Here is a 13,391-nt window from a genome sequence, read left to right as displayed (position 1 = left end):
ATTGCCTCGACGAATCCGCGCCATGCCTGCCGCAACCGTGATGTTTGCCACCTACAACGAGCCGCGCTGGCTCGAGTGGGTGCTGTGGGGATACACCACGCAGACGACCAGGGATTTCGAAGTGATCGTCGTCGACGATGGATCCCGCGAGGACACGCGCGCAGTGATCGATCGCCTGCGACCACAGATGAATTATCCGCTGCGTCACTTCTGGCAGCCCGATGAGGGCTATCAGAAATGCAAGGGCATGAACCGCGGCATCCTGCTCGCGCGCAGCGATTACCTGATCTTCACCGACGGCGACTGCATCCCGCATCCGCAGTTCGTCGCCCGCCACCTCGCGCTGCGTGAACGCGGTCGCTATCTCACCGGCGGCTACTGCAAGTTGCCGCTGGCCCTGTCGCAGGCGATCACGCGCGAAGACATCCTTGCCGGCCGCGCCACCGACTACGCCTGGCTCGCCGCCAATGGCCTCGAACGACATACGCTCAAGCTGCGTCTGCGCAACGAGTTCCTGCGCAGCCTGTTCAATGCGCTCACGCCGGTCAAGCCGCGCCTGCATGGTCACAACGCCTCGGTGTGGAAAGAGGATGTGATCCGCGTCAACGGCTGGGACGAGCGCATGCAGTACGGCGGTCAGGATCTCGAGCTGGGCGAGCGCCTCGTCAACGCCGGCGTACGCGGCAAGACGATCCGTTATTCGGCGATCTGCGTGCATCTGGAGCACAAGCGCGGCTACATGAAGCCCGAGATGCGGCAGAAGAACGATGCGATCCGTGCGCAGACGCGGCGCGAGCGCGCGAGCTGGACGCCCTACGGCATCGACCTGCACAAGGGCGAAGACAATCGCGCCGAGTGAGGCGGCTCAGATTTTCTGGTTGCGATCCAGCAACCAGTGCTTGATCGCCTTCTGCCGCACGTAGTTGGCTTCCACCAGCGCGAACACCAACCCGCGCCAGCCGTCGAGGAATCCCGCGCGCAGCACATAGCCACGCAGGAAACGCCACAGCGGGCTGAACACGATCGTGGCCAGATGCGCGTGCTTGCCGCGTTCGTGCAGATGCCGGGCCATGAGGGTTGCATAGCGATCCAGGCGGCGAATCTGGTCATCCAGCGAGCGATAGGCCTGATGGTCGAGATCGCCGGCGAGCAGGCCGACACGGCCATCGACGCGCAGTTGCTCGTGGATTTCGCGCTCGCCGCGCCAGCCGCCGCGACGACGGTCGAACAGGCGCAGCACGCGATCGGGATAGGCATTGCCATGCCGCAGCGGCGCACCGAAATACTCGGTGCAACGCGCGAAGCGATAGCCTTGTGCGTCGGCAAAGCCGCGCGTGCGCGCCCCTTCGATCGCTTCGCGCAGCGCCGGCGTGACGCGTTCGTCGGCATCGATGCACAGCACCCAGTCGTTGCTGGCGGCCTGCACCGCAAAGTCCTTCTGCCGCCGATAGCCATCGAAGGCGCGCTCGAGCACGCGGGCTCCCTTGGCTGCGGCACGTTCGCGGGTGTCATCGGTGGAGCCCGAGTCGACCACCACGATCTCGTCGCAGAAAGCGAGCGAGTCGAGGCAGGCATCGATGCGGTCGGCTTCGTTGAGCGTGATGATGCAGGCAGACAGCGGTGGGCGGGGCGAGGATGGGGACATGGCGGTGCGTGGCGGGCGACGCGCAAGCGTAGCCGAGCCTGCGCGATCCCGACATTGGCAGGATGATCACTGCCACGCAGCCGGGGGCTGCGCTATGCTCGCTGTCTCGTTTTTGCAACGTCGGTATCCGCATGGCGGCAGGTGCACGCATCCTCGTGGTCGATGACGAACCCGACATCCGGGCCACGATCAAAGACATTCTCGAAGACGAGGGCTATCGGGTCGATCTCGCCGAATCGGCCGCCGCGGCACGCGAAGCGCGGCGCCGGCAACGCCCCGACGCGATCCTGCTCGACATCTGGATGCCCGATCTGGATGGCATCAGCCTGCTGCGCGAATGGAGCGAATGCGGCGGCCTGCCGTGCCCGGTGATCATGATTTCCGGTCACGGTAACATCGAAACCGCGGTCGAGGCGACGCGCCTGGGTGCCTGGGACTTCATCGAAAAGCCGTTGTCGCTGGCCAAGCTGTTGCTGGTGGTCGGCCACGCGGTCGAAGCGGGCCAATTGCGGCGCGAAAACGAAGGCCTGCGCCTTCAATTGCCGGCGCCGGCCGATCTCGTCGGCAGCGGCAAGGCGATGCAGGCACTGCGCGCCCAACTCGACAAGATCGCCGCCCACGATACCGGCGTACTGGTGCTCGGCGAAGCCGGCACCGGCAAGGAGACGATCGCGCGAGCGCTGCATGAGCGCAGTGCGCGTCGCGCCGGACCGTTCATCACCGTGGCCGCAGGCGCGATTGCGCAGGGCGGCGCGGCGCGCGCGCTGTTCGGCAGCGAGGAAGGCGGCAGTCTGCATCACGGCCTGATCGAGCAGGCCAACGGCGGCACGTTGTTCCTCGACGAAGTCGCCGACCTGGATTCCGACACCCAGTTGCGCCTGTCGAGTGTGCTGGAGCGGCGTAGCCTGATCCGCAGTGGCGGCCATGAGCCGGTGCCACTGGATGCGCGCGTGATCGCCGCGAGCGCGCAGGATCTGCAGGCCCAGGTGGCGGCGGGACGCTTCCGTGAGGAGCTCTACTACCAGCTGCGCATCGTGCCGCTGTCGGTGCCGCCCTTGCGCGAGCGTGCCGACGACGTGCCCGAATTGCTGCGCTATCACGCCGACTGGTTTGCCAACCGCGACCAATTGCCGTACCGCAAGTTCGCACTCGCCGCGCAGAACCGTCTGCGCAATCATGTCTGGCCGGGCAACCTGCGCGAGCTGCGCAACCTCGTGCAGCGGCTGTTGGTGCTCGGAGGATCCAGCGACGTCAGCCTCGAGGAAGTCGAGGCCGCGCTCGGCAGTCCGTCGGTTGCGTCGCCGAGCGATGGCGCGGGCGCCGTGCCGATCGATTTCGCCTTGCCGTTGCGCGAGGCGCGCGAGCAATTCGAGCGTGCCTACCTGTTGCACCAGCTCGCGCTGGCCGGCGGCAGCGTCGGCAAGCTCGCCAAGGCCGCAGGCATGGAGCGCACTCACCTGTACCGCAAACTCAAGGATCTCGACATCGATCCGCGCGGGCCGCGGGCAGGCGCGGCTGAGGATGCCTGAGTGGGCACGGCGCACGCCTCGTTCAGCTGGCGTTTGCTGCGCTGCGGAACCTCGCGCGCGGCATGCGGTCCCAATGGCCAGCTTCATTTCACACTCCTCTTGGCGCCGCCCGGAAACGCGCGGCGCTTTTTTTTGGGCCGGCTGCAGGTATCGCGGATTCAGGCAGCGCGCCAACATTTCTGCGGCATGGCCGCGTCGATCATGGAGAAAGGATCATGAGACTTGATGGCAAAGTGGCAATCGTGACGGGCGCGGCCAGCGGCATCGGCAAGCGCATCGCTGAAGTGTTCGCCGATCACGGCGCCAACGTCGCCATCGCCGACCTCAACCTCGACGGTGCACAGGCGACCGCGAAGGAGCTCACGGGCAAGGGTGTCAAGGCGATCGGCGTGGCAATGGACGTCACCAACGAGCAACAGGTCGATGCCGGTGTCGACAGCGTGGTCAAGCAACTCGGTGCGGTCGACATCCTCGTTTCCAACGCCGGCATCCAGATCGTCAATCCGATCGAGAACTTCTCCTACGCCGACTGGAAGAAACTGATGGCGATCCATGTCGATGGCGCCTTCCTCACCACCCGCGCCTGCCTGCGCCAGATGTATGCGCGCGGCAACGGCGGTTCGATCATCTACATGGGTTCGGTGCATTCCAAGGAAGCCTCCAAGCTCAAGGCGCCCTACGTCACCGCCAAGCACGGGCTGATCGGCCTGGCCAAGGTGGTGGCCAAGGAAGGCGCCGCGCACGGCGTGCGCGCGAACGTGATCTGTCCGGGCTTCGTGCGCACACCGCTGGTGGACAAGCAGATTCCGGAACAGGCGAAGGAACTGGGCATCTCCGAAGACGAGGTGGTCAAGAAGGTCATGCTCAAGGACACCGTCGATGGCCAGTTCACCACGGTCGACGACGTCGCCGCATGCGCGCTGTTCTTCGCCGGCTTCGGCAGCAACGCGCTGACCGGGCAAAGCGTGGTCGTGAGCCACGGCTGGTTCATGCAGTGAGCCCCGCGCGCCGCACCACGCGCACGAAGCGCAGCATTGGCGCGAAACCGCAGGCACGCTCACCGGCACAGCTCGCGGCTGACTACGCCACGGTCGCGCTCGTCATGCAGGGTGGCGGCGCGCTCGGCTCGTATCAGTGCGGCGTCTACGAGGGGCTGCACGAAGGCGGCTTGCGACCAAACTGGTTTGCCGGCACTTCGATCGGCGCGATCAATGCGGCGATCCTTGCCGGCAATGCGCCAGGGCAGCGCGTCGCGCGCCTGCGCGAATTCTGGGAAACCATCTGCGAGCCCGGTGGCGGTGCGGCCATCATCGGCGCTGGCGTGCGGGCGATGCTCGAATGGATGCCGCCCAGCCACGCACTCGATGCCTGGGCCAATTCGCTGGGCGCGTTCGGTGCACTGGCCTTCGGTCAGCAAGGCTTCTTCAAGGTGCGCCCGCAGTCGCCGCTGCTGTTCAGCGACGGCAGCGTCGAGGCCACCAGTTTTTACGATACCGCGCCGCTCAAGAGCACGCTCGAACGCCTGGTCGACTTCGATCGCATCAATGCCGGCGAAGTGCGGCTGTCGGTGGGCGCGACCCAGGTGCGCACCGGCAATTTCCGCTATTTCGACTCGGCGCACGAAGTCATCCGCGCCGAACACATCATGGCTTCGGGCGCCCTGCCGCCGGCGTTTCCCGCGATCGAGATCGATGGCGAGAAGTATTGGGATGGCGGTTTGGTCTCCAACACGCCGCTCGATCACGTGCTCGCCGACACGCCGCGCCGCGACAGCCTCGTGTTGCAGGTTGACCTGTGGAGCGCACGCGGGCAATTGCCGCGCACCCTGATGGATGTGCTCGAACGGCAGAAGGACATCCAGTATTCCAGTCGCACGCGACTGGAGACCGACCATGTCGCCCACCTGCAGCAGTTGCGCCACGCAATCCGGCGCCTGCTCGAAGCGGTGCCATCGACGCACATCGATGCGCAGCTGCGGCAGACCTTGCTGCCGTGGGTGGGCATCCACGTGTTCAACATCGTGCACCTGATCTATCAGGCCAAGCCCTACGAGGCTCAGTTCAAGGACTATGCCTTCGGCCTGGGCACGATGCGCGAGCACTGGGCGGCCGGGCGCGGTGACATGGAGCGCACGCTCGAACATGCCGATTTCTTCGTCAAGCCGTCGCATGATGTCGGTGTCGCCACCCATGACGTGCATCGCCTCGTCGCTGCGGGTCGCACTGCGCCATGACGGTTTCCGCGCAGCCCGCGCTTGCGCGATGATGGCGGCATGAATGCAGGATTGATCGCGGGCTTGCGCGCCCAGCTCGGCGGTTCGCGTGATGGCGCCTTGCTGCGCTACTCGCTCGGCAATGCGCTGCTGGCGCAGGGCGATTTCGCGGCCGCGATCGAGGCGCTGCAGCAGGCGCTCGCGTTCGACCCGCGCTACTCGGCGGCGTGGAAGGCGCTGGGGCGCGCGCAGGCGCAGGCGGGTGACTCGGCGGCGGCCGACGCCAGTTTCGAGCAGGGCATTGCCGTAGCGCAGGCGCGCGGTGACGTGCAGGCGGCCAAGGAGATGGCGGTGTTCCGCAAGCGCTTGCACAAACCAGCATCATGAATCGGCGGCTGTGGGTTGCGCTGTTGCTGGGGCTCGGAGTGCTGGGCGCCTTCAACTGGGCGCTCAGGGAACGCCCGCTGGCGCGCGCGGATGGCGTGCTCGTCGATGCCGAGCCCGAGCAAAGCGATCCGCTCGATCCGGCTCCGTTCAAGCACGGCGACTACACCCTCGAGCCGCTCGCCGACTACGCAATCCGCGCACGCGTGTTGTCGCGCAAGGACTATCGCTTCGATGAAGGCAGCGCGCTGTCGCCGCTCGACTTCGCGCTCGGCTGGCGCGGCATGTCCGACAGCGCCGTGCTGGCGCAGCTGGACATCAGTCAGGCGGCACGCTTCTACAGCTATCGTTGGCGCGATCAGCCGCCGCTGCCGCCGCGGGATATCGTGCGTGAAAGCGCCAATGTGCATTTGATTCCCGCCGACGACCGCATCGCCCGCGCGCTCGATCGCGTGCGCGTGGGGGCGCTGGTGGAGCTCAAGGGGCAGCTGGTGCGTGCGGTGCGTGCCGACGGCTGGACTTGGCGCAGTTCGCTCACGCGCGAGGATTCCGGTGCCGGTGCCTGCGAGCTGATGGTCGTGCGCGAAGTCGACGCCCGCGACTGAGCGTGTGCGGATCGTGACCGGCGCGGAGCCGGCGTGCCTTGGCGCCCGGGCGGGCGACGACCGCGCGCTCGTGTCTGCCCCGGCGATGTGGCAGCATCGGCGACGGGGAAATCCAGGAAGCTTCTGATGCACAACGACAGCCACGTTGACGCCGGCGGCGCCGACGCCATGCCCTCGCGCATCGGTCCCTACCGCATCCTCGGCGTGCTCGGTGAGGGCGGCATGGGTCGCGTCTATCTGGCCGAGGAAACACAACCTGCGCGCAGGGTCGCGCTCAAGGTCGTGCGCAGCGCCTCGCCAAGCCTGATCGCCCGGCTGCAGCGCGAGATCGACACGCTCGCTGCGCTCGAACATCCGGGTATCGCAAGGCTGTACGCGGCGGGGGAAGTCGTTGTCGAGGGTGGGCGCATGCCCTGGCTGGCGATGGAATACGTGCGCGGCAGCGACCTGCTCGACCATGTGCGCGAAGCCAACTGCACGCTGGAGCAGCGCTTGCGGCTGCTGGTGTCGATCGCGCGGGCAGTCCACCACGCGCATGAGCATGGCGTGATCCATCGTGATCTCAAGCCGGCCAACCTGCGCGTGACCCGCGACGGGCAGGTCAAGGTGCTTGATTTCGGTGTCGCCCATCGTGAAGACAGTGGCGAGCAAACACTCACGATCGCCGGCCAGGTACTGGGCACGCTGCCCTACATGAGTCCGGAGCAGCTGCGCGGCGGCGATCGCAATGTCGACGCCGGCAGCGACATCTATTCGCTCGGAGTGATGGCTTACGAACTCATTGGCGGACGACTGCCCCATCCGCGGCTGAGCGATTCGAATCTGTTCGAGGCCCTCGACATTCTGCGCGATGCACCGCCGCCGCTGGCGCGGGTGGTGCGCAGCGCTCGGGGCGACCTCGATACCGTGGTGATGAAGGCATTGGCGAGCGAGCGCACGCATCGCTACGCGAGCGCCGCCGAGTTTGCCGATGATCTGGAGCGCATTCTCGCGCATCGGCCGGTGGTGGCGCGGCCGGCAACCCTGGCCTATCGCGCCCGCGTGTTCGTGCGCCGGCATCGCGCGCTGACCGCGGCGGCAGCAGCGGTTTTCGTGGTGCTGGCGGCGGCGACCGTGGTTTCCCTGCGGCTGGCGTGGTCAGAACGCGCGGCGCATGTCCAGGCCGAACGACGCGCCCAGGAGAGTGCGGCAGTCGGCGCCTTCCTGCAGCGCATGCTTGCATCGGCCAACCCCGAAGCCACGGCCGGCAGCCGTCCCGCTCTGGACGAGGTGGTTGCCGCGGCCGAGCACGATCTCGACGAGCTTTCCGCGCAGCCGAACGTGCAGCGCGCGGTGGCGGCAACGCTCGCCTCGACCCGCCGTGCGCTGGGCGATTACCCCGCTGCGCTCGCGCTCAGCGAGCGCGCCCTGGCCTTGATCGGGGCGCAGACGCCGCCTGCACAACGGGCCGCCCTCTGGCGTGAGCACGCCACGATCCTGACCGAACTCACGCGTTTCGAGCAGGCGCGCGCGGCCTTGGCGAAAGCGCGTGAGGCCTGGCCCGAGGCGACCGCTGCGGCGCGCCTGGACTTCGATCTGGCGGCAACCCGCATCGACAGCGACGAAGGCAAGGTCGAAGCCGCAACGCGCGGCTTGCGCGCGCTGCTCGCCAATGCCCGGCAACTTGACCAAGCCGCCGCCGCGCAGCGCGAGGTGCAGATCACGATCGCCACGGCACGCAGCAGCCTGTCGACCCTGTTGCGCGAGTCCGGCCAGCTGGAGGAAGCCGAAGCACTCACGCGCGAGGTGTTCGCCTGGCGGCGGGCGGCTTTCGGCGAACGCGCGCCGACCACCCTGACCAGCCACCACAATCTGGCGCTGATCCTCGCCGCGCGCGGCGACAATCCCGCCGCCGAAAAGGAAGCGCGCGCGACCCTGGGCTTGCAGCGTGAAGTGCTGGGCGAGGCGCATTCGTCGACGCTCACGACATGGCAGACGCTGGCGAACATCCTGGTCGCGCAAGGTCGTCTCGATGAAGCCGAGGATGCCGCACGAACTTCGATGCAGGGCTTCGAGCGCACCGCGGGCGAGGCCAACGTGCAGACACTCGCGGCCATGAATTCGCTGGCCTACATCCTCGAAGAGCGTCATCGCAGCGAAGATGCCGAGGCGTTGTATCGACGCATCATCCGGATTCAGCAGCGTGCCGGCAGTCGCCATCCGTCGACCTTCGCGCCGCGCAACAACCTGGCGATGCTGCTGATGGAAGCGGGCAAGCTCACCGTGGCGGACGGGGAATTCTCCAGCCTGGTCGAAGATGCGCGCGAGGCGGTCGGTCCCGCCCACTTGATGACGGCCATCTTTCGCAGCAATCACGGCTTGTGCCTGACGAAAATGGGCCGCCTGCGCGATGCGCGCGCGGAGCTCGAGGCTGCGCATGCGCAGTTGTCGACCCTGGTCGGCAGCGGACATGCGCGCACGCGCACCGCGGCCGAGCGGCTCGCCGAGGTCTACACGCGGCTGGGCGAGAAGACCAAGGCCGCTGCGCTCGAGACCGGAACGGCAACATGACGGCCATGGCGCTGATCGTGGTGCTGGTCGCGCTGGCGTTTGCGGCGATCGCGCTGGCCCTGTCCTTGCGCATCCGGCTTGGGCGCGAACGGGCGCAGGCAAACGCGCGACTCCACGAACGCGAGATGCTGGTGCGCGCGCAGGCCACGGCGAGCGAACGGGAGCGCATCTATGCCGACCTGCATGACGATCTGGGCGCCAAGCTGCTTGGGTTGGTGCACTCGGCGTCGACGCCGCAACAAGCCGATCAGGCACGCGCCCTGCTGCAGGACCTGCGCGACGTGGTCACGCGTTCGCGGGGCACGCCGGGTACGCTCGGCGATGTGCTCGGCGATATTCGCGCCGAGATCCAGCAGCGTTTGTGCGCGGTCGGCGTTACGCTGGACTGGCAGGTGGCGCAGGCCTTGCCGGATCCCGCGCTCGACACCGGCCGCGCCCTGCATCTGCAGCGAATCACGCGTGAGGCGATCAGCAACGTGATTCGCCATGCGCAGGCCCGCCACGTGCGCGTGCGCGTGGCGGCAGATGACGCGCAGTTGCGCCTGGAGCTCACCGACGACGGCAGTGGCGCGGGTGTCGATGCGCCGCGCAGCGGCAGTGGCCTGCGCGGCATGCGCGAGCGCGCCGCACAGCTCGCCGGTGACATCGACTGGAAGCCGGGTACCGCGGGAGGTACCAAGGTGCTGTTGACGCTGCCGCTCGGGGAGCGGCAATGAGCGGCTTTCATCACGCGCTCGTGGTCGATGACCTGGCATCGAGCCGCGATTGGCTGGCGCAAGCCCTGGCGCTGGCCTTTCCGGGCATCTCGATAGCCCACGCGGCAACGCTGGCGCAGGCGCGCGCGGCATGCGATCCACCGCCGCCGCTGGCCTTGATCGATCTCGGCCTGCCCGATGGCAGCGGCGTCGCGTTGATCGAACACCTGCATCCGCGCGGCACCTTGTGCATCGTGGCAACCGTGTTCGACGACGATGCGCATCTGTTTCCTGCCCTGCATGCCGGTGCGCAGGGCTACGTGCTCAAGGATCAGACGCCGCAATCGCTCGCGGCGATGCTCACCGGCATCGCCGGCGGCCAGCCGCCGCTGTCGCCATCGATCGCACGGCGCTTGCTGCGGCATTTCCAGCCATTGCCGGAAGCGGCGGCAGTCGCGGAACCGGAGGCGACGCTGACGCCGCGCGAAACCGAAGTGCTGCGTCTGATCGCCAAGGGCATGAGCGTGGCTGAAACCGCCGAGCTGCTGACCCTGTCGCGGCATACCGTGGCCGGCTATCTCAAGGACATCTATCGGAAGCTGGCGGTGGGCACGCGGGCCGAGGCGACGATGGAGGCGCTGCGGCGGGGATTGGTGACGCCGTAGCCGAGAGGGGCCTTCCCTGGCCGTGGACGCTCCCATCGCAGGCGCTGCGTTCGATCACGCAGTCAGGCGTGCCAGCGACGCATCGACAGCGCGGTGAGCGCCAGCAAGACGCCGAGCAAGCCCAGTCCGGCCGGTCCCAGGGCAGGAACCGCGTGCGGCGCACCTTGCGGGCCACCGGAGTTGTCGGGCGGCACCTGGGCCGAACCGAATCCGTCGACATAGACGTAGCCGCCGTGTCCGCCCAGCGAGCAGTCGGAGGCGATCACGGTCAGCTCCACCTGTTGGCCGAGCGCGCTGGCCGGCAGCACGGCGTCGACGTTCTGGAACTCCAGATACTTCCAGCTGCCGGCGCCCTGCAGGAACTGCACGTTGGCCTGACCCGAATAGGCAAACTGTTCGAACAAGACGCTGTTGTCGGCGAGGTTTTTCACCACGACGTAAAAGTACGGCTGCTCGGCAGGGGAATGGTTGGGATCGTCGAGCACCGGTGCGAAGGCGAAGCGGATATGCGGCAAGCCGTCGGCAGGATCGATGTCGGCCTGGCTCACGGTATCGGTCTGGCGCAGCGTGGTGACCAGCGCGCCGCCGCCTTCGTCATTGAGTTTGGCGGTGAATTGGCCCACGCGCGGCAGTTGGATGGTCGGTGCCAGCGGATCGGTGCTGCCCGGGCCGACGATCGAGGCAGGCCCGGCCGCGCCCGGCGTGATCTGCACGCTGGCGCTGTTGAATGGCGGGGCGCCAGCCAAGCCGGGGTTGGTGCCGCCACCCAGGGTCCAGGCGGTGTAGGCGTTGGTCTCGAATCCGCCGTTCTGGAAAATTGCCAGCGCCGGCAACGGCGCGGCGCTGCACAGGACGAGCAAGGCTAGGCGGGACCAGGCTGTGGCAATGCGGTTCATGGTTGCGATTCCTGAGGCAATGAGCGAAGGGGGAGTTCGGCCGCGCGTTGCAGCGAACTGGCCGGTTCGATGTGGGGATGCGGCGCATGCGCGACCGCTGCAGCGAGGATCGCGGCGCGTTCGGCTGCCGGCGTGGCGGTGGCGAGATCAAAGCCGAGGGTCTGCACGCGCCGATCGCCGAGCCCCGAGCCGCGCAGCAGGCGTTGCACGCAGGAGCGCCCGGGGCTGCAGCCTTGGGTGTGCGACCGCACCAGCACCTCGCGCCGCCACGTTTCGATCGAGGACGACGGCGTGGCGGCGGGAAACACCGCGACGTATTCAAACCTCGTCGCGGCATCGACGCGGGTCTGGTTCGGGCTTGGCCGCGTGCCTGTCTTGGCGGCAATGGACGGCCGCGCAGGCAGGACGATCAGTACGCCCGACAAGCCTGCCGCCAGCATGAGCAAAACATGGACGAAGCTGCGGCTGCGCGATGGCGCAGCGCTTTGCGTTTGCATGATGACCCCCTGTGCGGTCCGGAGTCGCGTGGTGTGCAGCGCGGGACTCGACGATGCCTATCGTGGAGGAGTCAGGCAGGCGCTCAAACCCCGCAAACAGGGGGGGGGCGCTCCGCGCGGTTGGCGACCGGCGCCGTGGCCGTCTTGGGCCAACGCTTGTAGGTCCACTGGTACTGGGTGAAGGCCAAGCGCACGCAGTCCTCGACGCCGCGGTTGAGCGCGGCGCAGGCGCGCTCGATGTCGCTGTCGGCAACGCCGGCCGGAGCCGGCAGGAAGTGCAGGCGATAGCCGGCGCCATGCGGCAGGCGTTGGGCAAAAGCGAACACCACCGCCGCACCCGTGCGCTCGGCCAGCCGCGGCAGCAGGACCATCGTCGAAGCAGGCACGCCGAAAAAAGGCGCATCCACGCCTTCGCCGGCACGTGGCTGCTGATCGGGCAGGATGCCAGCCATGCCACCACTGGCCAGTCGCTTGTAGAGCGCGCGCACTCCGCTGGCTTCGGCGCGAATCTGTTCGACGTGCGCGCCGCCGCGAACCCTGCGCAGCAGGGGCTCGAGCGCGGCACGGCGCGGGGGGCGGTAGAGGATCGCCAACGGTTGCTGGGCCGCCAGCCAGAAGTTGAGCAGTTCCCAGCAGCCCAGATGCGGGGCCGCCACGATCACGCCGCGACCCGCTGCGCGTGCGGCATCGAACAGTTCGCGGCCGCGCACCTCGACCACCCGGCGCAGCGCCCGCTGCGGGCCGGCGCCCCAGGTCGCCATGATTTCGGCCATCGAGCGACCGGCTTCAATTACACATTTTTTCGCCAGTTGTTGTCTGTTTTCGGCCCCTTGTTGCGTTATTAACAGGGACAGGTTGTGTTCCGCGATCCGGCGTGAGCGCCCACGCAGGTGCCAGGCCAGATGGCCGAAGCCGGCACCGCAGGCAAGGACGAAGCGCAAGGGCAGGATGCCGACGATGCGCAAGCTGCCGTAGAGCAGCGCGATTGGCAAAGTCATCGAGGAGTTGGGCATGGGAACGGCCATTGTATGGGCGGCGCGTGGCGGCGTCGCCTTCACCGGATTGACGGATTCCACGCGGCGCGGCGAGGATCGCCGGCCCACGGCAATGCCGATCGATTCGCGCAGCGGAGATGTCGATGATTGCCTTGATCCAGCGCGTTTCGCAGGCGCATGTCGAGGTCGACGGCGGCGTCGTCGGCAGGATCGATGGCGGGCTGCTCGCGCTGGTTGCGGTGCAGCCTGGCGATGGCGCCGCGCAGGCGCAGCGCCTGCTCGACAAGATGCTCGGCTACCGGATATTTGCCGACGGGCAGGGGCGCATGAACCTCTCGCTTGCCGACACCCGTGGCGGACTCCTGCTGGTCTCGCAGTTCACCCTTGCCGCCGACACCCGATCGGGCCTGCGACCCGGGTTCTCGACCGCAGCGCCCCCCGAACAGGCGCGGCAGGCGTTCGAAAATCTCGTGGGGATGGCCAGAAAGTGCCATCCGGGGGTGGAAAGTGGGCGCTTCGGTGCCCATATGAAGGTCCATCTGATCAACGACGGGCCGGTGACGTTCTGGCTTCAGGTGCCCTGAGCCGCCACCGGCAGCACGAAACTTGCATTCCCGGCCAATCAGCGGACCGTGGCGATCCGAGACGTCACTTTTTTTCGCTCCAAGGCACACGCGGGCGTCCTTGACGGGGCTCCTATACTGTTTTTCCTTTGTCA

14 protein-coding genes are annotated in these 13,391 nt (G+C 67.5%); 10 read left to right on the top strand and 4 right to left on the bottom strand.

The window, feature by feature from the left end; translation table 11 throughout:
- The first annotated feature begins 22 nt into the window (after window positions 1-22).
- Complete coding sequence (locus tag KF759_RS07040; RefSeq protein WP_291223964.1) at window positions 23-859, top strand: glycosyltransferase family 2 protein; 837 nt, start codon at window positions 23-25, stop codon at window positions 857-859.
- Between the two features lie 6 nt (window positions 860-865).
- Here KF759_RS07040 and KF759_RS07035 read toward each other — a convergent pair whose 3' ends face one another.
- The gene (locus tag KF759_RS07035; RefSeq protein ID WP_291223963.1) at window positions 866-1,645 is read right to left on the bottom strand and encodes a glycosyltransferase family 2 protein; all 780 of its coding nucleotides are present in this window, start codon (window positions 1,643-1,645) and stop codon (window positions 866-868) included.
- Window positions 1,646-1,776: 131 nt separating this feature from the next.
- Here KF759_RS07035 and KF759_RS07030 point away from each other — a divergent pair, with 131 nt between their 5' ends.
- The 8 genes from KF759_RS07030 to KF759_RS06995 all read left to right on the top strand — a co-directional run bounded on the left by KF759_RS07030 (window position 1,777) and on the right by KF759_RS06995 (window position 10,285).
- A complete protein-coding gene (locus KF759_RS07030) occupies window positions 1,777-3,174 on the top strand; it encodes a sigma-54 dependent transcriptional regulator (protein WP_291223962.1) in 1,398 nt (465 codons plus the stop codon).
- A 212-nt stretch (window positions 3,175-3,386) separates the two neighbouring features.
- Window positions 3,387-4,172: a 3-hydroxybutyrate dehydrogenase gene (locus KF759_RS07025; RefSeq protein ID WP_291224046.1), complete on the top strand. Its 786-nt coding sequence runs from the start codon at window positions 3,387-3,389 to the stop codon at window positions 4,170-4,172.
- Complete coding sequence (locus KF759_RS07020) at window positions 4,169-5,407, top strand: patatin-like phospholipase family protein (RefSeq protein ID WP_291223960.1); 1,239 nt, start codon at window positions 4,169-4,171, stop codon at window positions 5,405-5,407. Before KF759_RS07025 ends, KF759_RS07020 begins: the two co-directional genes overlap by 4 nt.
- A gap of 39 nt (window positions 5,408-5,446) precedes the next feature.
- Window positions 5,447-5,773, top strand: a complete 327-nt coding sequence (locus KF759_RS07015) for a tetratricopeptide repeat protein (RefSeq protein ID WP_291223958.1) — start codon at window positions 5,447-5,449, stop codon at window positions 5,771-5,773.
- Window positions 5,770-6,375: a hypothetical protein gene (locus KF759_RS07010; RefSeq protein ID WP_291223956.1), complete on the top strand. Its 606-nt coding sequence runs from the start codon at window positions 5,770-5,772 to the stop codon at window positions 6,373-6,375. The genes KF759_RS07015 and KF759_RS07010 overlap by 4 nt, the downstream gene beginning before the upstream one ends.
- A 126-nt stretch (window positions 6,376-6,501) precedes the next feature.
- The gene (locus KF759_RS07005) at window positions 6,502-8,925 is read left to right on the top strand and encodes a serine/threonine-protein kinase (RefSeq protein WP_291223954.1); all 2,424 of its coding nucleotides are present in this window, start codon (window positions 6,502-6,504) and stop codon (window positions 8,923-8,925) included.
- On the top strand, window positions 8,922-9,641 hold the full coding sequence (locus tag KF759_RS07000) for an ATP-binding protein (RefSeq protein ID WP_291223952.1): 720 nt from the start codon (window positions 8,922-8,924) through the stop codon (window positions 9,639-9,641). The genes KF759_RS07005 and KF759_RS07000 overlap by 4 nt, the downstream gene beginning before the upstream one ends.
- Complete coding sequence (locus tag KF759_RS06995) at window positions 9,638-10,285, top strand: response regulator transcription factor (protein ID WP_291223950.1); 648 nt, start codon at window positions 9,638-9,640, stop codon at window positions 10,283-10,285. The genes KF759_RS07000 and KF759_RS06995 overlap by 4 nt, the downstream gene beginning before the upstream one ends.
- Before the next feature lie 62 nt (window positions 10,286-10,347).
- Here the strand turns inward: KF759_RS06995 and KF759_RS06990 are convergent, their stop codons facing one another.
- The 3 genes from KF759_RS06990 to KF759_RS06980 all read right to left on the bottom strand — a co-directional run bounded on the left by KF759_RS06990 (window position 10,348) and on the right by KF759_RS06980 (window position 12,676).
- Entirely contained in the window at window positions 10,348-11,181 is an 834-nt protein-coding gene (locus tag KF759_RS06990) for a hypothetical protein (RefSeq protein ID WP_291223948.1), read from the bottom strand.
- The gene (locus KF759_RS06985) at window positions 11,178-11,678 is read right to left on the bottom strand and encodes a hypothetical protein (RefSeq protein ID WP_291223946.1); all 501 of its coding nucleotides are present in this window, start codon (window positions 11,676-11,678) and stop codon (window positions 11,178-11,180) included. The genes KF759_RS06990 and KF759_RS06985 overlap by 4 nt, the downstream gene beginning before the upstream one ends.
- 83 nt (window positions 11,679-11,761) lie before the next feature.
- Window positions 11,762-12,676, bottom strand: coding sequence for a lipid A biosynthesis acyltransferase (locus KF759_RS06980; protein WP_291223944.1), 915 nt, complete (start codon window positions 12,674-12,676; stop codon window positions 11,762-11,764).
- A gap of 140 nt (window positions 12,677-12,816) precedes the next feature.
- Here KF759_RS06980 and dtd point away from each other — a divergent pair, with 140 nt between their 5' ends.
- Window positions 12,817-13,257, top strand: a complete 441-nt coding sequence (dtd, locus tag KF759_RS06975; protein ID WP_291223942.1) for a D-aminoacyl-tRNA deacylase — start codon at window positions 12,817-12,819, stop codon at window positions 13,255-13,257.
- Window positions 13,258-13,391 lie beyond the last annotated feature (134 nt).

Origin of the sequence: Dokdonella sp., from assembly GCF_019634815.1 — a bacterium.
Taxonomy (GTDB): Bacteria; Pseudomonadota; Gammaproteobacteria; order Xanthomonadales; family Rhodanobacteraceae; genus Dokdonella_A.
This window is presented reverse-complemented; position numbering and strand designations above follow the sequence as displayed.

Excerpts from the sequence above, each read along its gene's own strand:
- KF759_RS07040 (WP_291223964.1), top strand. The coding sequence starts at position 23 with ATGCCTGCCGCAACCGTGATGTTTGCCACCTACAACGAGCCGCGCTGG.
- KF759_RS07035 (WP_291223963.1), bottom strand. The coding sequence starts at position 1,645 with ATGTCCCCATCCTCGCCCCGCCCACCGCTGTCTGCCTGCATCATCACG.
- KF759_RS07030 (WP_291223962.1), top strand. The coding sequence starts at position 1,777 with ATGGCGGCAGGTGCACGCATCCTCGTGGTCGATGACGAACCCGACATC.
- KF759_RS07015 (WP_291223958.1), top strand. The coding sequence starts at position 5,447 with ATGAATGCAGGATTGATCGCGGGCTTGCGCGCCCAGCTCGGCGGTTCG.
- KF759_RS07010 (WP_291223956.1), top strand. The coding sequence starts at position 5,770 with ATGAATCGGCGGCTGTGGGTTGCGCTGTTGCTGGGGCTCGGAGTGCTG.
- KF759_RS07005 (WP_291223954.1), top strand. The coding sequence starts at position 6,502 with ATGCACAACGACAGCCACGTTGACGCCGGCGGCGCCGACGCCATGCCC.
- KF759_RS07000 (WP_291223952.1), top strand. The coding sequence starts at position 8,922 with ATGACGGCCATGGCGCTGATCGTGGTGCTGGTCGCGCTGGCGTTTGCG.
- KF759_RS06995 (WP_291223950.1), top strand. The coding sequence starts at position 9,638 with ATGAGCGGCTTTCATCACGCGCTCGTGGTCGATGACCTGGCATCGAGC.
- KF759_RS06990 (WP_291223948.1), bottom strand. The coding sequence starts at position 11,181 with ATGAACCGCATTGCCACAGCCTGGTCCCGCCTAGCCTTGCTCGTCCTG.
- KF759_RS06985 (WP_291223946.1), bottom strand. The coding sequence starts at position 11,678 with ATGCAAACGCAAAGCGCTGCGCCATCGCGCAGCCGCAGCTTCGTCCAT.
- KF759_RS06980 (WP_291223944.1), bottom strand. The coding sequence starts at position 12,676 with ATGACTTTGCCAATCGCGCTGCTCTACGGCAGCTTGCGCATCGTCGGC.
- dtd (WP_291223942.1), top strand. The coding sequence starts at position 12,817 with ATGATTGCCTTGATCCAGCGCGTTTCGCAGGCGCATGTCGAGGTCGAC.